Origin of the sequence: Streptomyces sp. NPDC091209, from assembly GCF_044757755.1 — a bacterium.
In the GTDB taxonomy this organism is placed as follows: Bacteria; Actinomycetota; Actinomycetes; order Streptomycetales; family Streptomycetaceae; genus Streptomyces.
This window is the reverse complement of record NZ_JBIVVR010000015.1, coordinates 1-21,496: the sequence shown is the minus strand read 5'-3', so window position 1 is coordinate 21,496 and position 21,496 is coordinate 1. Positions and strand designations below refer to the sequence as shown.

20 protein-coding genes are annotated in these 21,496 nt (G+C 72.4%); 15 read left to right on the top strand and 5 right to left on the bottom strand.

The window, feature by feature from the left end:
* The first annotated feature begins 144 nt into the window (after positions 1-144).
* From ACIQRL_RS33825 to ACIQRL_RS33805, 5 genes are read left to right on the top strand one after another with little or no spacing between them, the layout of a single operon-like run.
* The gene (locus ACIQRL_RS33825; protein WP_401338740.1) at positions 145-363 is read left to right on the top strand and encodes a hypothetical protein; all 219 of its coding nucleotides are present in this window, start codon (positions 145-147) and stop codon (positions 361-363) included.
* Complete coding sequence (locus ACIQRL_RS33820; protein WP_401338738.1) at positions 360-1,463, top strand: FAD:protein FMN transferase; 1,104 nt, start codon at positions 360-362, stop codon at positions 1,461-1,463. Before ACIQRL_RS33825 ends, ACIQRL_RS33820 begins: the two co-directional genes overlap by 4 nt.
* Complete coding sequence (locus tag ACIQRL_RS33815) at positions 1,460-2,227, top strand: ferric reductase-like transmembrane domain-containing protein (RefSeq protein ID WP_401338735.1); 768 nt, start codon at positions 1,460-1,462, stop codon at positions 2,225-2,227. The genes ACIQRL_RS33820 and ACIQRL_RS33815 overlap by 4 nt, the downstream gene beginning before the upstream one ends.
* Positions 2,224-3,540 (top strand): NADH-ubiquinone oxidoreductase-F iron-sulfur binding region domain-containing protein, encoded by a 1,317-nt coding sequence (locus ACIQRL_RS33810; RefSeq protein ID WP_401338733.1) that lies wholly within the window; start codon positions 2,224-2,226, stop codon positions 3,538-3,540. Before ACIQRL_RS33815 ends, ACIQRL_RS33810 begins: the two co-directional genes overlap by 4 nt.
* A complete protein-coding gene (locus tag ACIQRL_RS33805; RefSeq protein WP_401338730.1) occupies positions 3,537-3,803 on the top strand; it encodes a ferredoxin in 267 nt (88 codons plus the stop codon). Before ACIQRL_RS33810 ends, ACIQRL_RS33805 begins: the two co-directional genes overlap by 4 nt.
* A 75-nt stretch (positions 3,804-3,878) precedes the next feature.
* On the opposite strand, the gene ACIQRL_RS33800 is transcribed toward ACIQRL_RS33805, so the two are convergent.
* Complete coding sequence (locus ACIQRL_RS33800; protein WP_401338729.1) at positions 3,879-4,613, bottom strand: SDR family NAD(P)-dependent oxidoreductase; 735 nt, start codon at positions 4,611-4,613, stop codon at positions 3,879-3,881.
* Between the two features lie 482 nt (positions 4,614-5,095).
* On the opposite strand from ACIQRL_RS33800, the gene ACIQRL_RS33795 reads away from it, so the two are divergent.
* The 8 genes from ACIQRL_RS33795 (at position 5,096) to ACIQRL_RS33760 (ending at position 15,825) form a co-directional block, all read left to right on the top strand.
* The gene (locus tag ACIQRL_RS33795; protein ID WP_401338728.1) at positions 5,096-5,698 is read left to right on the top strand and encodes a hypothetical protein; all 603 of its coding nucleotides are present in this window, start codon (positions 5,096-5,098) and stop codon (positions 5,696-5,698) included.
* 328 nt (positions 5,699-6,026) lie between these two features.
* Positions 6,027-6,725 (top strand): class F sortase, encoded by a 699-nt coding sequence (locus tag ACIQRL_RS33790; RefSeq protein ID WP_401338727.1) that lies wholly within the window; start codon positions 6,027-6,029, stop codon positions 6,723-6,725.
* 255 nt (positions 6,726-6,980) lie between these two features.
* The gene (locus ACIQRL_RS33785; protein ID WP_401338725.1) at positions 6,981-7,532 is read left to right on the top strand and encodes a hypothetical protein; all 552 of its coding nucleotides are present in this window, start codon (positions 6,981-6,983) and stop codon (positions 7,530-7,532) included.
* A gap of 93 nt (positions 7,533-7,625) precedes the next feature.
* Complete coding sequence (locus ACIQRL_RS33780) at positions 7,626-9,602, top strand: APC family permease (RefSeq protein WP_401339020.1); 1,977 nt, start codon at positions 7,626-7,628, stop codon at positions 9,600-9,602.
* A gap of 206 nt (positions 9,603-9,808) precedes the next feature.
* Positions 9,809-11,365, top strand: coding sequence for a Na+/H+ antiporter (locus tag ACIQRL_RS33775; RefSeq protein ID WP_401338722.1), 1,557 nt, complete (start codon positions 9,809-9,811; stop codon positions 11,363-11,365).
* A gap of 186 nt (positions 11,366-11,551) precedes the next feature.
* Positions 11,552-13,510 carry an amino acid transporter gene (locus tag ACIQRL_RS33770; RefSeq protein ID WP_401338720.1) on the top strand — a complete coding sequence of 653 codons (1,959 nt, stop codon included), beginning with the start codon at positions 11,552-11,554 and terminating at the stop codon, positions 13,508-13,510.
* 134 nt (positions 13,511-13,644) lie between these two features.
* Complete coding sequence (locus ACIQRL_RS33765) at positions 13,645-14,367, top strand: response regulator transcription factor (protein WP_401338718.1); 723 nt, start codon at positions 13,645-13,647, stop codon at positions 14,365-14,367.
* Positions 14,368-15,825, top strand: a complete 1,458-nt coding sequence (locus ACIQRL_RS33760) for an ATP-binding protein (RefSeq protein WP_401338715.1) — start codon at positions 14,368-14,370, stop codon at positions 15,823-15,825.
* A 170-nt stretch (positions 15,826-15,995) separates the two neighbouring features.
* Here the strand turns inward: ACIQRL_RS33760 and ACIQRL_RS33755 are convergent, their stop codons facing one another.
* Together ACIQRL_RS33755 and ACIQRL_RS33750 are read right to left on the bottom strand one after the other, a co-directional pair.
* Positions 15,996-16,724: an FMN reductase gene (locus ACIQRL_RS33755; protein WP_401338713.1), complete on the bottom strand. Its 729-nt coding sequence runs from the start codon at positions 16,722-16,724 to the stop codon at positions 15,996-15,998.
* Entirely contained in the window at positions 16,721-17,812 is a 1,092-nt protein-coding gene (locus ACIQRL_RS33750) for an LLM class flavin-dependent oxidoreductase (protein ID WP_401338711.1), read from the bottom strand. The genes ACIQRL_RS33755 and ACIQRL_RS33750 overlap by 4 nt, the downstream gene beginning before the upstream one ends.
* A 115-nt stretch (positions 17,813-17,927) precedes the next feature.
* Between ACIQRL_RS33750 and ACIQRL_RS33745 the strand changes: the two genes are divergently transcribed.
* Positions 17,928-19,346: an MFS transporter gene (locus ACIQRL_RS33745; RefSeq protein ID WP_401338709.1), complete on the top strand. Its 1,419-nt coding sequence runs from the start codon at positions 17,928-17,930 to the stop codon at positions 19,344-19,346.
* A gap of 52 nt (positions 19,347-19,398) precedes the next feature.
* Here ACIQRL_RS33745 and ACIQRL_RS33740 read toward each other — a convergent pair whose 3' ends face one another.
* Positions 19,399-20,289 (bottom strand): NADP-dependent oxidoreductase, encoded by an 891-nt coding sequence (locus ACIQRL_RS33740; RefSeq protein WP_401338708.1) that lies wholly within the window; start codon positions 20,287-20,289, stop codon positions 19,399-19,401.
* A 122-nt stretch (positions 20,290-20,411) separates the two neighbouring features.
* Between ACIQRL_RS33740 and ACIQRL_RS33735 the strand changes: the two genes are divergently transcribed.
* Positions 20,412-20,825, top strand: a complete 414-nt coding sequence (locus ACIQRL_RS33735) for a winged helix-turn-helix transcriptional regulator (RefSeq protein WP_401338706.1) — start codon at positions 20,412-20,414, stop codon at positions 20,823-20,825.
* On the opposite strand, the gene ACIQRL_RS33730 is transcribed toward ACIQRL_RS33735, so the two are convergent.
* Positions 20,798-21,301, bottom strand: coding sequence for a MarR family winged helix-turn-helix transcriptional regulator (locus ACIQRL_RS33730; protein ID WP_401338704.1), 504 nt, complete (start codon positions 21,299-21,301; stop codon positions 20,798-20,800). The two genes, ACIQRL_RS33735 and ACIQRL_RS33730, sit on opposite strands and share 28 nt — an antisense overlap.
* Positions 21,302-21,496: the final 195 nt, after the last annotated feature.

The window sequence follows — 21,496 nt, the reverse complement described above, 5'->3', positions numbered from 1 at the left end:
CCCGACGGGCCACGAGGCAGCCTGGTCAGTGGGACAACCGGCCTTCTGGCGAGGAGTTCATCCATGCCCCTTCCTGAGCAGCCCGCGGACTCGGACCGATCCGTGAGGGACGCCGTCCGGCGCCGTGAACGAGGGCGGCGACGCGTGAGCGTCACGACCCGGTGGGCGGCGGCCGCGGCCGTCGCGGGTACCGCGGTACTGGGCGCCGGTTACGCACACGTGATCCCCGGGATCGCCCAGACCGCCGCACCCGGCGGTCACCGCAGCGGCACGTCCACCGGCACGAGCGGTGGACTGCAGCCCTCCGGGCAGGCGCCCACGCCGACCCCGCAAGCGCCGCAGACGCAGTCGGGTGCGTCGTGACCGCCACACCGGCGGGCGCCGACGGTCGCCCTGGAAGCGGCGCGCGCACCACGCTCCCGGCCGGAACCGCCCACCCCGCCACCCCTGACCTCGTCACCGCCGGCCCGGCCCGCGCGGAACCCGCTCCCACCCGCCCCGCCACCGTCCGTCCGGCCCATGCGGAACCCGCCACCGCGGTCTTCTCCGCCCTCGGCACCACGGCCGTGCTCCTCACCGCCGACCCGGCCCGCGCCGACGACGCACTCCTGATCCTGCGGGCCGAGCTGGCCGCCATCGACGCGGCGTGCAGCCGGTTCCGTCCCGACTCCGAGTTGTCCCGTGCCAACATCACCGCGTGCACCGGACCGGTGCCGGTGAGCGCCCTCCTCGCCGAGGCCGTGGAGGCCGCCCTGCGCGCCGCCGAACTCACCGGCGGTGCCGTCGACCCCACCGTGGGCCCGGCGGTCGTGGCCCTCGGCTACGACCGCACCTTCACCCAAGTGGCCGCGCGGCGGCCCGAGGACACCGGGCCGACGGCCGCGTCACGCCCTGCCGCGGGCTGGCGAACCGTCCGCTGGGACCCGGTACTGCGCCTCCTGCGCCTCCCCGCCGGCACGACGCTGGACCTCGGCGCCACGGCCAAGGCCCTGGCCGCGGACCGGGCGGCCCGGCGGGCCGCCGCCGCGGTGGGCTGCGGGGTCCTGGTCAACCTCGGCGGCGACCTGTCGGTGGCCGGCGACCCACCGCACGGCGGCTGGCGGGTCGCGATCGCCGACGACCACGCGGCCCCGGACGCGGGCCCCGGACACCCGGTCGTCTCGATCCGTGACGGCGGCCTCGCCACGTCCGGCACCACCGTACGGACCTGGCGGCGCGGTGGCCGGACACTCCACCACATCGTCGACCCGGCCACCGGCGACGTCCCGCCGCCCGTCTGGCGCACCGTCAGCGTCGCCGCGGCCAGTTGCGTGGACGCCAACACCGCCACCACCGCCGCCCTGGTCCTCGGCGAACGCGCCCCCGGCTGGCTGCGCGGCACCGGCCTTCCCGCCCGTCTCGTCCGCACCGACGGAAGCGTGCTGCGCTTGGGGGCCTGGCCCGCCGACGGAGACGGCCGATGAACGGCGCCGTCCTGCTCGCCTCGGGTCCGAGCCCGCTCTGGTACGCCACCCGGGCCGGCGGCACGGTCTCCCTGGTCCTGCTGACCGCGACGGTCGCGCTCGGTGTCGCGGCGGCGGGACGGTACGCGCCGGTGCGCCTGGGCCGGTTCGAGGTGTCAGCGCTGCACCGCAACCTGTCGCTGCTCACCCTGGCCTTCCTGGGACTGCACATCGTCACCGCCATCACCGATGGCTACGCCCATCTCACCTGGCCGACGGCCTTCCTGCCGTTCATCGCTTCCTACCGTCCGCTGTGGGTGGGGCTGGGCGCGGTGGCCCTCGACCTCCTGCTGGCGGTCGCGGTCACCAGCGCGGTACGCGGGCGCCTGGGCCGCCGCCGGTGGAAGGCGGTGCACTGGCTGGCGTACGCGGCCTGGCCGGTGGCGCTGTTCCACGCGGCCGGTACCGGCACGGACACCCGCCTGAGCCCGCAACTGGCGCTGTACGCGGCCTGTCTGCTGACCGTCGTGGCCGCCGTGTGGTGGCGGCTGGTCCGGGCCGGGACGCAGGCGGACCGGGTCCGCCGGTGGGCGACGGCGGCCTTGCTGCTGGTGCCCGCGACGCTGGTCGCCTTCCTGGCCGCGGGCCCGTTGCGGCCGGGCTGGGCGCACCGCGCGGGCGGCATGACACCGGCGCCGGCCACCGCCCCGGCGGTCCCCCACCAGTCGCCCACACCCCAGCAACAAGCCCAGCAGGACGAACACGAGGGAGACGACGCCGAATGAACTCCGACACCGCCACCGTCCTCGCCGGAGAACATCCGGCGGCGCCCTGCGGCCCGTACGGCGAACGCCTGTTGTCCGGCTGGTACGACACCGGCCGGCCCGCCGACCTTCCCGAACACCTCGCTCGTTACGGCCCTCCCCCGCTGCGCCAGGCACGCGGCCGCGGGAGTGCCATGCCGCTGGTGCGCGCCGTGGAGGAGGCCGGGCTCACCGGCCGGGGCGGCGGGGCCTTTCCGACCGGCCGCAAGCTCCGCTCGGTCGCCGCGGCGAAGGGTCCGGCCGTGGTCGTCGCCAACGGGATGGAGAGCGAGCCGGCCAGCCACAAGGACGAGGTGCTGCTCTCCTTCGCCCCGCATCTCGTCCTGGACGGCGCGGCGCTGGCCGCCGTCGCGGTCGGCGCGAACGTGGTCCATCTGTGTCTGCCGCGCACCCGGGCGACGCAGGTGGAGCAGCTCACCGCGGCGGTCGCCGAGCGGCGCCGTGCCGGGCTCGACCCGGTGCCGGTGCAGGTCCACGCGCTGCCTCACCACTTCGTCTCCAGTGAGGAGACATCCCTGGTGAGCTGGCTGAACGGCGGCGACGCCCGCCCCCGCTCCACCCCGCCGCGCCCCTTCGAGAAGGGCGTCGCCAAACGGCCCACCCTGATCGGCAACGTGGAGACCCTGGCCCACCTGGCGCTGATCGCCCGCTACGGCCCCGCGTGGTTCCGCGGGAGCGGAAGCCCCGGAGCGCCGGGCACCACGCTGGTCACGGTCTCGGGCGCCGTCCCTCGGCCGGGGGTCTACGAGATCCCGGCGGGAGGCCCGGTGACGGCGGCGCTGAGCCGTGCCGGCGGACCGCAGGGACGGCTCGGCGCCGTGCTCGCGGGCGGCTTCTTCGGCACCTGGCTCCCGGTGCCGCTGAGCACCACGGCGCCGGAACGGGGCGCGGGCGTCCTGGTGGCACTGCCCGAAGACGCCTGCGGACTGACCGAGACGGCAGCCGTGCTGGGCTACCTGGCGGCGCAGAGCGCCCGCCAGTGCGGGCCGTGCCGGTTCGGCCTGCCGTCCGTCGCCGAGGACTTCGCCGCCCTCGCCCGGGGCAGCGTCGACGCCCCGCTGCTGGACCGGCTGCACCACCGCCTCGGGCTGCTCCCGGGGCGCGGCGCGTGCAGTCATCCCGACGGCGCGGCGCGACTGGCCGCCTCGGCGCTGCGGGTCTTCGCCGACGACGTCCACCGGCATGCGCACACCGGACCGTGCCGTGCCGCGTTCGCCCCCCTCGTCCTGCCGGTACCCGCCGACCGGCCCCCTGAGGAAGGGGAATGGCGATGACCCGTACCCGACTCCACTTGCTGGCCGTCGATTTCGCCGCATGTGAAGGCCATGGACTCTGTGCCGAACTGCTGCCCGAACTGATCGGCCTGGACGAATGGGGCTACCCCGTGCTCCGGGACTCCGCGGTCCCGCCCGATCTGCTGTCCCACGCCCGCCGCGCGGTCGCCGCATGCCCGGTGATGGCGCTCCGTCTGAACCGCGTGCGCCCTCCCGCGCCCGATCAGCTCCCGAGCCGCACCTCCTGGCCGGCGAGCGCCTGACGACGCCGCCTGTGACCTGGGCGTTTCCTCGGGTTCGCCCACGTCGCCCGGTAACCGGAACCCGGACAGGAATTCCTAGAGCCCGCCCGCCACGCGCAGGACCGCGCCCGTCGTGTACGAGGCGTCGTCCGACAGGAGCCAGGCCACCGCGCCGGAGATCTCCTCCGGCCGGCCCGCGCGGCCCATGGGGATGGCGGAGGCCACCCGGGCCGGGCGCTGCGGGTCCTCGTGGAAGTCGGTCCAGACCGTGCCCGGGGCGACGCAGTTCACCCGGATTCCGTCGGCCGCCACCTCCTTGGACAGACCGACGGTCAGCGCGTCGACGGCCGCCTTCGCCGCGGCGTAGTGGACGTACTGGCCCGGACTGCCGAGGGTCGCCGCGGCGGACGAGATGTTGACGATCGCGCCCCCGCCGGCCGCGGTCAGCTCCCGCACCGCGCGGCGCGCGCAGAACAGATACCCGAGGACGTTGACCGCGAGGGCGTCCCGCATGCCGTCCGGGTCGGCGTCGGCCAGCGGCCCGTTGGGTCCGCTCACACCGGCGTTGTTCACCAGGCCGGTGACCGGGCCGAGTTCGGCCGCCGCGTCGAAGAGCGCGTCGACCGAGGCGGGGTCCGCGGTGTCCACGGCCACCGTCAGAGCGCGCCGGCCCGCGTCCGCGACGGCGTCCGCCACCGTCTGGGCCGCCGCGCGATCGGACCGGTAGCCGATCACGACATCGTGGCCCTCCAGAGCCAGCCGCCGGCAGACGGCGGCGCCGATACCGCGGCTGCCGCCGGTCACCACCGTGATCCTCCGCCCATCGCGCATGATCGCCTCTCTTGTTCGTCCGAACGACCAGTGTGGCGGCAGCCGCACCCGTGCGCGGCTCCCGTCCCCCCGCGTCCGCGCACTCCTTGAGCCGCCGTAAGGCACAACTCGCCCATGAATCCCCCATGCCTCTCCAAAAGGACAAGAGCTGGACAAGAGCCGCCGGGGCACCGGGATCTGACGGAGGGCGACCCGCGCGGCTCATCCGGGTGAGCAGACGTGTCGCCGCCGATCGGGTCATGCGCGGGCCGCCGCACAGTGCCGCCGGATGCCGAGCGCGCGCACCGAATCAGCAGGTCAGAGAGGTCGGTCCGCGTTCGGGCGGACGTCAGGGCGGCCGCCGGGCGGGGCTTCGACCGTGGGCCGGGCGGGCTTCCCGGGTGGTGCGCCGCGCACTTCGGCTTGACGGTGGATCACGTCGGGCCGGGTTTGTGTCTGCTGACAAGAGGTCAGCTGCCCGGTCCTGACGGAAGGACTCCGAAATGCGATCTGCCCGCATGCTCCTGGCCGCCGCGACGGCCACCGCCGCCCTCGCGATCGCCGCCCCCGGCGCGTACGCCGCCTCGGCCGGCGACTGGGGCCACGACGACTCCTCCTCCTCTTCTTCCTCATCTTCCTCTTCGTCTTCGTCCAGCAAGGAGCACGAGGACTCGGGATACGGCAAGGAGCACGAAGACTCCGGATACGGCAAGGAGCACGACCAGGACAGCAGCGACCACGGCAAGGGCTCCTGGAGCCACGAGAAGCCGGAAGGCGGCGTGCACACCGGCGGCGGTGCGCTGACGTCCGTCAAGACGGACGACTCGTCCAAGGGCGACAAGAAGTACGACCCGGAGACCTACAAGGACAAGGGCTCGTCGAGCTCCGACAGCAGCGGCTCCTGGGACTCCGGACAGGACAAGGGCTCGTGGGACTCCAGCAGCAAGGAGTCCGAGCAGGACAAGCCGCACGGCGGCATGCACACGGGTGGCGGCGGTCTCGCCACGTCGTCGGGCGTCACGGCCGGCGGGATCGGTGTCCTCGGCCTCGCGGCCGCGGGCGTCTACGCGCTGCGTCGTAGAAGCGCGCAGGGCGGTGTGGCCTGACCATGCCTGACGACATAGCGGTCCGGGCCGCCACGCCCTCACCCCATGGCGGCCCGGCCGGTCTCCCCCTCCCGCTCCGACCCCCTCGCCTCCTTCCCCTCCCGACCCCAGCGCCCCTCGCCGACCCGTCTCCCGTCTCCCGCCGCCCGTCCCGCTCCGGATTCCGCTGCCGCTCCTCCCGCTCCTGCCGCTCCTGCCGCGTCTCCTGGTCGTGCTCCCTCTCCTGTTTCCCCTGCTCTTGCTGGTCTTGCTGCTCTGGCTGTTGTTGCTGGTCCTGCCGTTTCCGTCCAGTCCGCTCTGCTGCCCCGACCCGATGAGGTGGTGCCCGATGGCATCCCGGTTGTCCTCTCCTGCCGAGACCCCGTACCTGTCGCCCGAGCGGAACGCCCGGCGTCGTACGACGTGGGTCGTGTGGTGCGCCGGTATCGCGGTCCTGCTGGCCACGAACCTGCTCCACCGCCACGAAGAACCGTCCGGCCCCTCCCCCACGTCCCGTGCCGCGGCGGCCCCCGCGCCCTCGCACGCGGCCGCGTCCTCCGCCTCGCCCTCGAACGATCGCCCGGCCGGGAAGCACCTCCCGCGGTCCGAGCCGACCCGGCTGCTCATCCCGAAGATCTCGGTGGACGCGCCCTTCACCGAACTCGCCATCGACGACACCGGCAAACTCCAGCCCCCGCCCGCGGGCGACACGAACCTGGTCGGCTGGTACGCCAAGGGCGTCTCCCCCGGTGAGGTGGGTGCGGCGATCATCGCCGGGCATGTGGACACGACGACCTCCGCCGCCGTGTTCGCCGGTCTCGGCGACCTGAAGAAGGGCGACAAGTTCAGCGTCGAGCGGTCCGACGGCCGTACGGCGTCCTTCGTCGTCGACAGCGCCGAGACGTTCGCGAAGAACGACTTCCCCGACGACCGCGTGTACGCCGACACTCCGGACGCCGAGGTCCGCCTCATCACCTGCGCCGGCACCTACGACCGCACGGTCAGGGACTACACCGACAACCTGGTGGTCTTCGCCCACCTCGTCTGACCGGGCGGACGAGGGCGCCGCTCGCCGGCGCCCTCGTCGCCGGTGGCGCCCCGTCCGGGGGACTCGCGGCCGCACACGGGGGGAGGCGGCCCGCGGCTGGGCCCGGGGTGTTCCCGGCCCCGCACCCGCGCGCGTACCCAGTGCGGGATCTTCGCGCCGATCTGTCCCACCTTGACGCAACCTTGATGCCACGGCTCATCAAAGACCCGTCAAGGCACACCGCCTCCGGTTCCGCGGTTCACTACCGTCGGACGTATGGAACGCCGCAACGATCCGTGCGAAGCGGCCGAGGTGCCCCCACCGGCCGAGGAGGTCGCGCACGACCTTCTCTGGGCCCGGGACCTGCGCAGCTCGCTGTGCTGCGCGGGCGCGCTCCTCACCCTCCTCATGCTGATCGACGGGGCCGCCGGCACCCTCACCGGCCTGCGCGCCCTGTTGTGGTTCACGCTCGCGGCGCTGCTCTTCCTCGTCCTGTGCCCCACCCGGATCGCCGCGGGCGAGGGGTGGCTGACCTCGCGCGGACCGCTCGGCACCCGGCGGGTTCGCACCGACCTGCTGGTGTCGGTGCGCTGCCTGGACGGCGTCGGACAGCGGCTCGTGCTGCGCGACGCCCTCGGCGCGCGCCTGGAGATCGACCCGCGCGTCCTGGCCGCCAACCCGGCGCTGTGGCGCCGCCTGGACGAGGACGCCCGGGTCTCCGCGCTGCGCGGCTCCCTCACCTGCGGGGAGACGGCGCTGCGCCGCGTGTCGGAGCGCATCGACCGTGAGACGGCGCGGACGGTGTTCAAGGTGTCGGGGCTGGACTGAGTGTCGGGGCCGCCCGGCCCTCCTCTTCCGGCTTACCCTCCGCCCGTGCTCAACGTGACGGGGATCCTCAAACGCCTGGTGATCGGCCGGGCGATGCGCAGCGAGGAACTGACCGAGACGCTGCTGCCCAAACGGCTGGCGCTGCCGATCTTCGCCTCCGACCCGCTGTCGTCCGTGGCGTACGCGACGCAGGAGATCCTGCTCGTCCTCACCCTCGGCGGACTGGCGTATCTGCACTTCACCCCGTGGATCGCGGGCGCGGTGGTGGCGCTGATGGCCGTCGTCGTGCTGTCGTACCGGCAGGTGGTGCACGCCTACCCGAGCGGCGGCGGCTCCTTCGAGGTGGCGTCGACGAACCTGGGCCCCTCGGCCGGTCTGGTGGTGGCCGCCTCACTGCTGGTCGACTACGTCATGACGGTCGCCGTCTCGGTCGCCTCCGGCGTCGACAACATCATCTCGGCGATCCCCGGGCTCGCCCACGAACGCGTCCCGATGGCGATCGTCTTCGTGGCCCTCCTCGCGGCCGTCAACCTGCGGGGGGTGCGCGAGTCGGGGCGGGCCTTCGCCGCGCCGACGTACCTGTTCATCGGCGGTGTGCTGGTCATGGTGGTCACCGGCATGATCCGGTACGCCCTGGGGGACGCGCCGGTCGCCGAGAGCGCCGCCTACGGTGTCACCCCGGACCCCGCCGACGCGCACCTGACGGGCCTGGCCCTGGTGATGCTGGTGCTGCGCGCGTTCTCCTCCGGGTGCACGGCGCTGACCGGCGTGGAGGCGATCTCCAACGGCGTCCCGGCGTTCCGCAAGCCCAAGGCGACCAACGCGGCCACCACGCTGGCGGCGATGGGCAGCCTCGCGATCGTCATGGTCGCCGGTGTCACCACGCTGGCGCTGGTCTCGAAGGTGCACATCACCGACGACTCGTGCCGGCTCACCGGGCTGAGCGGCGACTGCGCCTCCTACACCCAGCGCACGGTCATCGCACAGGTCGCGGCTGCCGTGTTCGGCGGGGAGCACAGCTTCGGCTTCTACTTCATCCAGGCGGCGACGGCTCTCGTCCTGGTCCTGGCCGCGAACACGGCCTTCAACGGCTTCCCCTCACTGTCCTCGATCCTCGCCCAACACCGCTATCTGCCGCATCAGTTGCACAACCGGGGCGACCGACTGGCCTTCTCCAACGGCATCCTGGCCCTCGCGATCGTCGCGGGCCTGTTGCTGTGGGGCTACAAGGCCAACGTCACCAGCCTCATCCACCTCTACATCCTCGGCGTGTTCACCTCCTTCACCCTCTCCCAGCTCGGCATGGTGCGGCACTGGAACCGGGAACTGCGCGGCGAACCCGACGTGGCCGTGCGCCGGCGTCACCACACGGCGCGTCTGATCAACGCGGTGGGCTCGGTCGTCACCGGACTCGTCCTCCTCATCGTCCTGACCACCAAGTTCACCCAGGGCGCGTGGCTGGCCGTCCTCGCGGCGGCCGTGCTGTGGCTGACGATGCGCGCGATCAGGCGCCATTACGACACGACGGCGGCGGAGCTGGCGGTGACCGACCCGCACGGTGAACTCGTGCCGCCCAGCCGGGTGTTCGCGATCGTGCTCGTGTCCACACTCCACAAGCCGACGCTGCGGGCCCTCGCCTACGCGCACGCCACCCGCCCCGACCGGTTGGAGGCACTGACGGTCTCCGTCGACCCGGACGAGACGACCGAGTTGCGCAGGCGCTGGGAGGAGTACGGCATCGGCGTACCGCTGAAGATCATCGACTCCCCCTACCGCGAGATCACCAAGCCGGTCGTCGGGTACGTCCGCGCGGTGCGCCGCGAAAGCCCGCGCGACATCGTCGCGGTCTTCGTTCCCGAGTACGTCGTCGGCCACTGGTGGGAGAACCTCCTCCACAACCAGTCCGCCCTGTGGCTCAAGAACCGGCTGCTCTTCACCCCGGGCGTGATGGTGACGAGCGTGCCCTGGCAGCTCACCTCCTCGGCCCATGCCGACCGGCCGGCGGCCCGGGCACCGGGGTCCGTCCGCCGGGGGGAGCCGCCGGTGCCTCCGCGGCCACGGAGCCGGTAGCCGCGGGCCCGGCCGAGGGCGAAGGCCTCCATCGCCCTGTCCGCGACCCACGAGAGCGCCCGGACACCGCCAGGACAGGGGCACTGCCTTCACGGGCCCTGGCCCGATAGGGTGAAAGCGGTGTGCCGGGAAGTCTGGTCGGCGGGGAGCCACACGGGCTCCTCGGGGAACCCCGAGGGGTTTCCCCGAATGACCAGGGGGACGGCATGCGCGGTGTGGGAACGGTCCTGGCTCTGGTCGTCCTCGCCACCCTGGTGGCGACGTTCGCGCGCCGCTGGCGCATCCCCGCCCCCTCCCTGCTCGTCGTCGCGGGCCTCGCCGTCGCCCTGCTGCCCGGCACCCCGCAGATCGAGATCAGCCCCGGGATCATCGGGCTCGTCGTCCTGCCGCCGCTGCTGTACGCCAGCGCCGAGGAACTCTCCTGGCGGGAACTGCGCGCGGTGTGGAAGCCGGTGGGAATCCTGTCCACGGGGCTGGTACTGGCCTCGGCTGCGGCGGTGGCCTGGGTGGCCTCGCTCGTCACACCGCTGTCGTGGCCGACGGCCTTCGTCCTGGGCGCGGTCCTCGCCAGCACCGACCCGGTGGCGGTCACCGCGCTGGGCAGACGGCTCGCGCTGCCGCCCAAGGTGCAGGTCCTCGTGCAGGCGGAGAGCCTCTTCAACGACGCCACCTCACTCGTGCTCTTCCGGGTGGCGGTGACCATCGCCGTGGCGACGGCCGCCACCAGCTGGGGCACCGCCGGCGGGGAGTTCCTGCTGCTCGCGGGCGGGGGTACGGTCATCGGCGCGGCCGTCGCCGCCGTGGTCGCGCTGATCCGCCGGCGCACCGAGGACCCCGTCCTGGAGACGGTGATCGCCCTGGTCACCCCGTACGCGGCGTACGTCCTGGCCGAGGCGGCGCACACCTCCGGCGTCACCTCGGTCGTGGTCGCCGGAGTCGTCCTCGGCGGCCGCGGCGACCGGCTCACCAACGCCCGGATCCGCCTCCAGCTCCACGCCGTGTACGGCACGGTGGTCTTCCTCCTGGAGAGCGTCGTCTTCAGCCTGATCGGGCTCGCCCTGCCGGCGCAGGTACGGGCGCTGTCCGACGCCGACCGGGCCTGGCCGCTGTACGCCCTCGCGGTGGCCGCCACCCTCGTCGCCGTACGCCTGCTGTGGCTGGTGCCGCTGTCGGCGGTGGTGCAGCGCGAGGGCGGCACCGGCCGTATGAACTGGCGGGTCCCCGTGGTGCTCACCTGGGCGGGCACCCGGGGTGTGGTCCCGCTGGCGGCGGCCCTGTCGGTGCCGGAGTCGCTCACCGAACGTCCGCTGATCCTGGTGCTGACCACCTCGGTCGTGGTCGTCACCCTCGTCGTCCAGGGCTTCAGCCTCGCCTCTGTCGTCCGCCGCTCGGGCATCGCCCTGGAACCCGCCCACACCGAACGCGAAGAGGCCTCGGCGCGCTGCCGGCTGGCCAACGCCGGCCTCGGCCGGCTGGACGAACTGTCGGAACTGGAGGCCGTCCCCGACGTCGTCCTCGACCGGCTGCGCCGCGGCCTGACGGCCCGTCTCGACGACGCCCTCGACCGCCTCGCCGAACCCGCCGACGACACCACCGGCACCGAGTCCGCCGATGTCGTCTACCGGCAGTTGCGCCGCGACCTGATCGCCGTCGAGGGCGCCGAACTCCAGGCCCTGTACGACGAACACCGCATCAGCGACACCACCCGCAGGCGGTTGCGGCGCTCTTTGGACCTGGAGGAGGCCAGGCTGGCCGACGCCTGAACCGGAGCCCGATACTCCACCTCTTGGCGCCCCCGTGATGCGCGACCAGCCGGTCTTAACGCAAGCTTGACGCCTGGGGCCCCTGGACGCGTGGGCCCAGGGATCACTCTCTGCATACGCTGATGGGCGCCGTCTCCTCGATGGCCGGAACCGTTCGAAGAGCCGTACGTCAGGAGAGTCACCTATATGGCCAGCACCGAGCCCGCCCCGCCGAGCCGCTTGCGGGCGTGGATGCTGGAAGGTCTGTCCGACATGGGCAAGACCAAGGGCCGCCAACTGCCGGGCCCGGCCCAGCCCGCCCCTGTGCACAAGGGGCAGCGCTGGTGGCGGGTCATGTGCCTGACCGGCGTCGACTACTTCTCCACCCTCGGTTACCAGCCGGGCATCGCCGCCCTCGCGGCCGGACTGCTGTCCCCCGTGGCGACCGTCGTGCTCGTCATCGTCACCCTGGCGGGCGCCCTGCCCGTCTACCGCCGGGTCGCCGAGGAGAGCCCGCACGGCGAGGGCTCCATCGCGATGCTGGAACGCCTGCTCTCCTTCTGGAAGGGCAAGCTGTTCGTCCTCACCCTGCTGGGCTTCGCCGCCACCGACTTCCTGATCACCATCACCCTCTCGGCGGCCGACGCCTCCACCCACCTGGTGGAGAACCCCCATCTGAACAGCGCGCTGCACGACAAGCAGATGGTGATCACCCTGTTCCTGGTGGCCCTGCTGGGCGCGGTCTTCCTCAAGGGCTTCCTGGAGGCGATCGGCGTCGCGGTGGTGCTGGTGGGCATCTACCTCTCGCTCAACGTCGTGGTCGCCGTCTCGGGACTCTGGGAGGTGATCACCCACGAGCACCTCGTCACGGACTGGACCACCGCGCTGACCGCCGAACACGGGAACGTCCTGGCCATGATCGGGGTGTCCCTGCTGGTCTTCCCGAAACTCGCGCTCGGTCTGTCCGGCTTCGAGACCGGAGTCGCGGTCATGCCGCACGTGGAGGGCGAGGCCAGCGACACCGAGCAGAAGCCGACCGGGCGGATCCGCGGCGCGAAGAAGCTGCTGACCACGGCCGCCGTGATCATGAGCGTCTTCCTGATCGTCACCAGCTTCATCACCACCGTGCTGATCCCGCCGAAGGAGTTCCAGCCGGGCGGCCAGGCCAACGGCCGCGCCCTCGCCTATCTGGCCCACGAGTACCTCGGCAACGCCTTCGGCACGGTCTACGACGTCTCCACGATCTGCATCCTGTGGTTCGCCGGCGCCTCCGCCATGGCCGGGCTCCTCAACCTCATGCCGCGCTATCTCCCGCGCTACGGCATGGCCCCGCACTGGGCCCGCGCCGTCCGCCCCATGGTGATCGTCTTCACCCTCATCGCGTTCCTGGTCACCTGGATCTTCGACGCCGACGTCGACGCGCAGGGCGGCGCGTACGCGACCGGTGTCCTCGTCCTGATCAGCTCCGCCGCCATCGCCGTCACCATCGCCGCCCACAAGGCCGGCCAGAAGCACGCGACCATCGGTTTCGCCGTCATCTCGGCCGTCTTCCTCTACACGACCGTCGTCAACGTCATCGAGCGCCCCGACGGCGTGAAGATCGGCGCCTGCTTCATCGCCGGCATCATCCTCGTCTCCCTGCTCTCCCGGCTCGCCCGCGCCTTCGAGCTGCGGGTGACCGGCATGACCATGGACGACATGGCCGAGCGGTTCGTACGGGACATCGCGAGCCGGCGGATCCGGTTCATCGCCAACGAGCCCGACAAGCGCGATGTCGTCGAGTACCGCGAGAAGATCGAGCAGATCCGCGCCGACCACGACCTCCCGGCCCAGGAGGACTTCGTCTTCCTGGAGGTCACCGTGGGCGACCCCTCGGAGTTCGAGTCGGTCATGAACGTACGCGGCGAAGTGCTGCACGGCCGCTACCGCGTCCTCACCCTGGAGTCCGCCTCCATCCCCAACGCCCTCGCCGCCCTGCTGCTGTACGTCCGCGACACCACGGGCCGCATCCCGCACATCTACTTCGAGTGGACCGAGGGCAACCCCTTCACCAACTTCCTGCGCTTCTTCCTCTTCGGCCAGGGCGAGGTCGCGCCCGTCACCCGGGAAGTCCTGCGCGAGGCCGAGCCCGACCGGGCACGACGGCCGCGGGTGCACGTCGGCTGATCCCGGCCCGGGGAGGTCCCGGACCTTTCCGGGCACGTCCGACACACCGGAAAGGGGTGAGAGGCCGGTAAGAAGGCCCCTTGCGGACCCGCTCACCAGGTCGCATGCCGCCAACGGCTTGGCAGACTGGTCGGGTGCCCCAGAATGTGCTGCTCGCCGAGGACGACCGTGCCATCCGCCATGCCCTGGAAAGGGCGCTGACACTGGAGGGCTACGAGGTGACGGCCGTGGCCGACGGGGTGGAAGCGCTGGCCCAGGCCCACCGCACCCCACCGGACGTCCTCGTCCTCGACGTCATGATGCCCGGCATCGACGGCCTCCAGGTGTGCCGTGTGCTGCGCGCCGAGGGCGACCGCACCCCGATCCTGATGCTCACCGCGCTCGTCGAGACCGCCGACCGCATCGCCGGCCTCGACGCGGGAGCCGACGACTACGTGGTCAAGCCGTTCGACGTCGAGGAGGTCTTCGCCCGGCTGCGCGCCCTGCTGCGCCGCACCGGGAACGGCGCCTTCGACGACGTACCGGCGCCCGCGCCCCGGGAACCCCAGACGTCCAGCGCGCAGATCTCCGCGGCCGGGCTGCGCATGGACATCCAGGCACGCCGGGCCTGGCGCGGGCAGCGTGAGCTGGAACTGACCAGGACCGAGTTCGAGCTCCTCGAACTGCTCGTCCGCAACGCGGGCATCGTCCTCGACCACTCCACCATCTACGACCGGATCTGGGGCTACGACTTCGGCCCCGGCTCCAAGAACCTCGCCGTGTACGTCGGCTATCTGCGGCGCAAGCTCGACGAGCCGGGCGGACCGGCGCTGATCCACACCGTTCGGGGCGTGGGGTACGTCCTGAGGGAGGACTGAGTGCAACGACGGCTGCGGCAGGTGTCCTCGCTGCGGGCCACCTTCACCGTCTCCTTCGCGGCCGTCGCCGCCGCCGTCACGGTCCTGGTCGGATTCCTGAGCTACGACGCCGCCGCCCGGCTGGTGCGGGTCGACCAGCAGACGGTGTTCGCCGAGGTGGTGCAGGACCTGCGGGACCAGGTGCGCGAGCACCCGCTGCACACGACCGACTTCGCCTCCTCCGACCCTGACCACGACGGGCCCCTCGACGACATCATCCGGCCCAGCCGCACCGACGTTCAGGTGCTCGGGCCCAAGGGCCTGATCGTCGACCACGGCGTTCCGCCGCTGCCCGTGGACAGCCACGACCGGGCGGTCGCCGACGACGGCGCGGCCGGCAAGGTGGAGCAGCACAAGGACGTCAGCGTCGTCGGCGACCGCTACCGGCTGGCGACCGTCTCGCTCGGCGGCGGACGGGGCGCGGTGCAGGTCGCCCAGCAGTTCAGCGACACCGAGGATCTGCTCCGGGTGCTCCAGCGGCGGACCGTCCTGCTCGTCGGAGCCGTGGTCATCGCCGCGGGACTCTTCGGCTGGTGGCTGGCCCGGCGCATCACCCGGCGCCTGGTGCGGCTCGCCGGGGCCGCCGAGGACGTGGCGCGCACCGGTCGCCTCAGCATCCAGGTGCCGGTCACCGGGTACGACGAGGTGGCCCGGCTGGGGCGTTCCTTCGACCGGATGCTCGGCCGTCTCGCCCAGTCCGAGGAGGACCAGCGCCGACTGGTCCAGGACGCGGGCCACGAACTCCGTACGCCGCTGACCTCCCTGCGCACGAACATCTCGATGCTCCGCCGGATCGACGAGCTGCCGCCCGACGCCCGGGAGGAGATCGTCGCCGACCTCGCCCTGGAGTCCCGGGAACTGACCGACCTGGTCAACGAACTGGTCGCCCTCGCGGCCGGCCAGTCGGACACCGAGCCCGTGCGGCGACTCGACCTCGCGGACCTCGCCGAGGACGTCGCGATCGTCGCGCGCCGCCGCACCGGCCGGGACGTCACCGTCCGGGCCACCGGCGACACCGAGGTCGACGGCCGCCCGAGCGCCCTGCAGCGCGCGGTCTCCAACCTCGTGGAGAACGCCACCAAGTTCGACCGGGGCGGAACGGCTCCGATCGAGGTCGTGGTGACGGGCCCCGCGCCGTCCGGCGGCGGGCACGCGGGCGACTCCGCCATCGGCGCGAACGCGGGCGCCCATCACGGGCCGGTCCGCGTCGAGGTGCTCGACCGCGGCCCCGGCATCGGCGACGACGATCTCGTACGCGTGTTCGACCGCTTCTACCGTGCCGCCGACGCCCGCAGCCTCCCCGGCTCGGGCCTCGGCCTGTCGATCGTCCGCGAGGTCTCCACCGCCCACGGAGGCACCCCGTTCGCCTACCCGAGAAAGGGCGGCGGCACGGTGATCGGCTTCACGGTGGAGAGCTAGGCGCTCTTCAGGGCCGTCTGCGTTCGACTACGGGCGCGTTTCGCTTCTCTCCCCGCCCGGGGAGATTTCAGCCCCTCCGGCGTTTGAGGAGCGGGGTCCGGGGCGGAGCCCCAGGTACGGGCAGGGTAGGGGCGGAGGGGGCGAAACCCCTCTCCACCCCGCTGCACCCATTACACCCGCAGCGCCGCGAGCCGCTCCTCGAACGGAACCACGTGGAAACCGTCCGCCCGACCGGACACGCCCTGGGCAGGGACATCCGCCTCGGGCGCAGCTCGGACTGTGGCCTGAGCCGAGGCCGGCGCCTGGGCCGAGGCCTGGGCTTGGGCCTGAGCTGAGACCGGGCCCTGGGCCGAAGCCTGGGACCCGGACGGCGAGGGACCGGAGAGGGCGGTCATCAATGCCGCCAACTCCCCCGCCGCCCGATCAATCCGCTCGGCAAGCCCCTCCGCCCCCCAGTCCTCCGACGCCGCGTACACCCCGGTCGGCACGACCACCGCCCGCAGATACGCGAACAGCGGCCGCAGCGCGTGTTCGAGGACGAGCGAGTGCCGCCCGGTCCCCCCGGTCGCCGCGATCAGCACGGGCCTGCCCGCCAGGGCGTCCTTGTCGAGCACGTCGAAGAAGGACTTGAACAACCCGCTGTACGAGGCGGAGAACACCGGCGTGACGACGATCAGCCCGTCCGCGGAGGTCACGTCGTCGATCGCGGCGGACAGCGCCCGCCCGGGGAACCCGTTGGTGAAGTTGTGGGCGATCTCGACGGCGAGGTCACGCAGTTCGACGACCCGCAGGTCCACCGGGCCGGAGACCCGGCCGGCGGTCGCCGCCGCCAGCCGGTCGGCCAGCAGCCGCGTGGACGACGGAACGCTCAGCCCCGCCGAGACGACGACGAGCTTCATACGGCGGTCACCTCTTCCTTGGCCGCGGCCACCCGGGCCGCGTGGGTCGGCGCGTCCGGCACCTCGGCCGGCCGCCCCTTGGCGAACTCCTCGCGCAGCACCGGCACGACCCGCTCACCGAGCAGGTCGAGCTGCTCCAGGACGGTCTTGAGCGGCAGCCCCGCGTGGTCCATCAGGAAGAGCTGGCGCTGATAGTCACCGGCGTACTCGCGGAACGCCAGCGTCTTCTCGATGACCTGCTGCGGCGAGCCGACGGTCAGCGGGGTCTGCTCGGTGAAGTCCTCCAACGACGGCCCGTGTCCGTAGACCGGCGCGTTGTCGAAGTACGGCCGGAACTCCCGCACGGCGTCCTGCGAGTTGGGCCGCATGAAGACCTGGCCGCCGAGGCCGACGATCGCCTGCTCGGCCGTGCCGTGCCCGTAGTGCGCGTACCGCTCGCGGTAGAGCTCGACCATCTTCTTGGTGTGGTCGGCGGGCCAGAAGATGTTGTTGTGGAAGAAGCCGTCGCCGTAGTACGCGGCCTGTTCGGCGATCTCCGGCGAGCGGATGGAGCCGTGCCACACGAACGGCGCGACACCGTCCAGCGGGCGCGGCGTCGCCGTGAACGACTGGAGCGGCGTACGGAACTTGCCCTCCCACGTCACCACGTCCTCGCGCCATAGGCGGTGCAGCAGCGCGTAGTTCTCGACGGCGAGGTTGATGCCCTGCCGGATGTCCTGCCCGAACCAGGGGTAGACGGGCCCGGTGTTGCCGCGGCCCATCATCAGGTCGACCCGGCCGTCCGCGAGATGCTGGAGCATCGCGAAGTCCTCGGCGATCTTCACCGGGTCGTTGGTGGTGATCAGCGTCGTGGACGTGGACAGGACCAGCTTCTCGGTGCGCGCCGCGATGTAACCGAGCATGGTGGTCGGGGACGACGGCACGAACGGCGGGTTGTGGTGCTCGCCGGTCGCGAAGACGTCGAGGCCGACCTCCTCGGCCTTCAGCGCGATGGCGACCATGGCCTTGATGCGCTCGTGCTCGCTCGGCTCCCGGCCCGTGGTCGGGTCCGGAGTCACATCGCCGACGCTGAAGATCCCGAACTGCATGGTCGCTCACCCTCCAAGTTGTTGACTGTTCAACTATACCCTCGAACCACCACCCCTCCCGAGGTATTCCGCCACCACTTGACCGCACCCCGCCTCATGCTTGATATTTATCTGCGTGACACAGACACTGCATGACACACATGAAACGGGGCACCCTCCCGCCCGCATCCGCTGGGCGATCCTCGGCGTCGTCCTCGCCGCCGATGTCCTGGACCTCCTCGACGGCACCATCACGAACATCGCCGCCCCGACCATCAGCCACGACCTGGGCGGCGGTACCGCCCTCATCCAGTGGCTCGGCGCGTCCTACGCCCTCGCTCTCGGCGTTCTGCTCGTCCTCGGCGGACGGCTCGGCGACAAGTACGGCCGCCGCCGGCTCTTCCTGACCGGCCTCGCCGGTTTCACCGCCGCCTCGCTCGCCTGCGGCCTCGCCCCGACACCGGAAACCCTCGTCGCCGCCCGCCTGGCGCAGGGCGCGTTCGGCGCGCTCGTCATCCCGCAGGGCTTCGGCATCCTCGGCGCGACCTGGCCCCGGAACCAGATCGGCAAGGCGTACAGCCTGTTCGGACCGGTGATGGGCCTGTCCGCGGTCGGCGGCCCGATCCTCGCCGGACTCCTCGTCGACGCCGACCTCGGCGGCCTCGGCTGGCGCCCGATGTTCCTCATCAACATCGCCCTCGGCGGCGCCGCGCTCCTCGCCGCCGCCCGGCTGCTCCCCCGCGACACCGGCGACCGTACGACCACCGTCGACCTCCCCGGTTCCGCCCTCCTCGGCGCCACCATGCTCGCCGTGCTGACCGGCCTCATCGAGGGCTCGGCCCACGACTGGAGCGCGCTCCCCGTCCTTCTCCTGCTCGCCGGCCTCGCGCTCTTCGCGGCGTTCTGCCACCGCCAGCGCACCGCGCCCAGCCCCCTGATCCGGCCCTCCCTCCTGCACAACCGCGGCTTCACCTCGGGACTGGTGACCGGCGTCGTCTTCTTCGCCGCGGTCGCCGGCCTCCTCTACGTCGTCTCCCTTTTCCTCCAGCAGGGCCTCGGCCGCTCCCCCGCGTCCGCCGCACTGGCCCTGATGCCCCTGTCGGCGGGCATCGTCGTCGCCTCGATCGCGTGCTACCGCCTTATCGCCCGCCTGGGACGCCGCCTCGTCCTCATCGGCTTCCTCGTCACCCTCGCCGGAACGGTCTACCTCCTGGCCCTGGTCGCCGTCTCCGGCACGGACACCGGAAGCTGGGCCCTGGTCCCGCCGCTGCTCGTCATCGGCCTCGGCATGGGCACCTGCTTCGGCTCGCTCTACGACGTCACGATCGGCGACATCGCCCCCGCGGAGGCCGGCAGCGCGGGCGGCTCACTCGGCGCGGTCCAGCAGCTCGCCAACGCGATCGGAGCCGCCACCGTCACCACCGTCTACTTCCGCACCGGGGGCGGCGAGACCCACGCCACCACCGTGAGCCTCGCCGTCGTGGCCGCCATCACCCTGCTGTGCTGCCCCCTCGTACGCCTGCTGCCGCTCAAGGCACCGGATCAGCACCACTAGGACCACCGGGACCACCAGGAACACCGGGACCACCAGGAGCACCGGAGAACGCCTAGGGGACGAGGACCAGCCGGCCCCGCAGCCCGCCCTCCGCGAGCCGCGCGTGCGCCTTGACGACATCGTCGAGCGCGTACGTCTCGGCGACCCGGGTCGTCAGCACCCCCGCGTCGACGAGCGCCACCAGGTCCGCGAGCCGCGCCCCGTCGGCGGCGACCTCCACGGCAGCGGTCCGCACCCCGCGCACGGACGCTGGGTGGGCTCCAGGAATGACCCCCATGAAGGCGCCCCCGTCCCGCACCCACTCCAGCGCGTCCGCGCCCAGGATCGCCGTGTCCAGCACCGCGTCCACGCTCCCCGGAGCCACCCCGTCCGACACGAACCGGTCCGCCCCCAGAGCCCGTACGAGCTCCTCGTCGCCCTCCCGTGCCAGCGCGGTCACGTGCACGCCGAGCCGGGCGGCGAGCTGCACGGCGAACCCGCCGACCGCCCCCGCGGCGCCGGTGATCAGCAGGTTCTGCCCGGGTTCCAGGGCCAGCCAGGCCAGGGCCCGGTCCGCGGCCAGGGCGTTGAGCGGCAGGCTCGCCGCGTGCACCGCGTCGACCGAGCGGGGCGCCGCGGCCACCGCGTCGGCGTCGACCACGACATGATCGGCGTGCGTACCGAGGGGCTTGACCGGCCCGTACGCCAGCGCCACGACCTCGTCGCCCACGCTCCACCCCGAGGCGACGCCGGCCGCGTCCACGACCCCGGCCACCTCCCAGCCGAGCCCCAGCCGCTGCCCCGCGCCCCCGAAGACACCCGCCCGCACTCCGGCGTCCACGGGATTGAGCCCCGCGGCCGCCACCTTGATCCGTACCTGCCGGGCCCCCGGCTCCGGCACCGCGACCTCGACGATCTCGACCGCCTCCGGACCACCGAACGCCGTCACCACCGCAGCACGCATATCAGCTCACCCCATCAGCAGGTCGTCCACGGGTCTCTTTCCCGCTGCAACAACCCTAGAAAGAGTTACTATCCATTGGTAAGTAGGCACCTGAAGGTGCGTACGTCACCGGGAGGTGCGTCATGGCGACCACGACGGCGGCCGAGCGGCGCCAGCAGGCCCGCGTCGAGTACGACGCGTTCCTCAAGAACTGCCCCACCAACCAGCTCCTGGACCGCATCAGCGACAAATGGGTCAGCCTGATCGTGAGCGCGCTCGCCGACGCCGACGGACCGATGCGCTACAGCGGTCTCGGCCGCAGGATCGCCGGGGTCAGCCCCAAGATGCTGACGCAGACCCTGCGTTCGCTGGAGCGCGACGGCATCGTCTCCCGCACCGTCACCCCGTCGGTGCCGGTCCGCGTCGACTACGAACTCACGCCGCTGGGCGTCAACTTGAGCTGCCTGCTCACCGCCGTCAAGGACTGGGCGGAGCACCACATCGAGGAGGTCGCAGAAGCCCGCGAGCGCTACGACGCCTCGTCCGAGGCCTCCTGAAAGTCCCCGGACCGCAGCCGCGCGACCTGCTCGGCGCTGAAGTCGACCGTGCGCCGCATGTGCCCGATGATCAGGGCGACCTCGGCGTCGTCGAGCCCGTCGAACAGGCCATACCAACCGCCGCCCAGCCGCTCCCACATCCGCCCGAACTCGGCGATCTTCTCCGGCACGGTCGCCACCAGAACCCGCCGCCGGTCGACCACATCGCGCTCCCGCACGACATAACCGGCCTTCTCCAGCCGGTCCACCAGCCGTGTGGCCGACCCGGTCGTCAGGCCTGTCATCTCGGCGATCCGCCCGGTGGTCACCGGCCCCGCCTCCAGGCTGAGCAGATTCACACACTGCACATCGGTCGGATGCAGCCCGACGTGGTCGGCGAGGGCCTGGTTGAACAGCGCGTACGAGGCCATGTACCGCCGTGACACGACCGCCAGCTCCTCCAGCAGCCGCTCCCGCGCTTCCCCAGCCGTGGCCATACGGCCCCCTTCCACCAGCCCAGCCAAAATCGTACGCCGCACGCCCCGCACCCCCCGAAACCGGCGCCGCACCCCACCAGCATTCTTTCGCCCCCTCCGCCCCTACCCGACCCACCCCCGGGGCTCCGCCCCGGACCCCGCTCCACAAACGCCGGAGGGGCTGAACTTTCCGCGCCGGGGCCGGAAGGGCCACCA

Bases quoted from the DNA above. Each gene is read 5' to 3' on its own strand.
- ACIQRL_RS33815 (WP_401338735.1), top strand. From the start codon at position 1,460: ATGAACGGCGCCGTCCTGCTCGCCTCGGGTCCGAGCCCGCTCTGGTAC.
- ACIQRL_RS33810 (WP_401338733.1), top strand. From the start codon at position 2,224: ATGAACTCCGACACCGCCACCGTCCTCGCCGGAGAACATCCGGCGGCG.
- ACIQRL_RS33805 (WP_401338730.1), top strand. From the start codon at position 3,537: ATGACCCGTACCCGACTCCACTTGCTGGCCGTCGATTTCGCCGCATGT.
- ACIQRL_RS33800 (WP_401338729.1), bottom strand. From the start codon at position 4,613: ATGCGCGATGGGCGGAGGATCACGGTGGTGACCGGCGGCAGCCGCGGT.
- ACIQRL_RS33795 (WP_401338728.1), top strand. From the start codon at position 5,096: ATGCGATCTGCCCGCATGCTCCTGGCCGCCGCGACGGCCACCGCCGCC.
- ACIQRL_RS33790 (WP_401338727.1), top strand. From the start codon at position 6,027: ATGGCATCCCGGTTGTCCTCTCCTGCCGAGACCCCGTACCTGTCGCCC.
- ACIQRL_RS33785 (WP_401338725.1), top strand. From the start codon at position 6,981: ATGGAACGCCGCAACGATCCGTGCGAAGCGGCCGAGGTGCCCCCACCG.
- ACIQRL_RS33780 (WP_401339020.1), top strand. From the start codon at position 7,626: ATGCGCAGCGAGGAACTGACCGAGACGCTGCTGCCCAAACGGCTGGCG.
- ACIQRL_RS33775 (WP_401338722.1), top strand. From the start codon at position 9,809: ATGCGCGGTGTGGGAACGGTCCTGGCTCTGGTCGTCCTCGCCACCCTG.
- ACIQRL_RS33770 (WP_401338720.1), top strand. From the start codon at position 11,552: ATGGCCAGCACCGAGCCCGCCCCGCCGAGCCGCTTGCGGGCGTGGATG.
- ACIQRL_RS33755 (WP_401338713.1), bottom strand. From the start codon at position 16,724: ATGAAGCTCGTCGTCGTCTCGGCGGGGCTGAGCGTTCCGTCGTCCACG.
- ACIQRL_RS33750 (WP_401338711.1), bottom strand. From the start codon at position 17,812: ATGCAGTTCGGGATCTTCAGCGTCGGCGATGTGACTCCGGACCCGACC.
- ACIQRL_RS33740 (WP_401338708.1), bottom strand. From the start codon at position 20,289: ATGCGTGCTGCGGTGGTGACGGCGTTCGGTGGTCCGGAGGCGGTCGAG.
- ACIQRL_RS33735 (WP_401338706.1), top strand. From the start codon at position 20,412: ATGGCGACCACGACGGCGGCCGAGCGGCGCCAGCAGGCCCGCGTCGAG.
- ACIQRL_RS33730 (WP_401338704.1), bottom strand. From the start codon at position 21,301: ATGGCCACGGCTGGGGAAGCGCGGGAGCGGCTGCTGGAGGAGCTGGCG.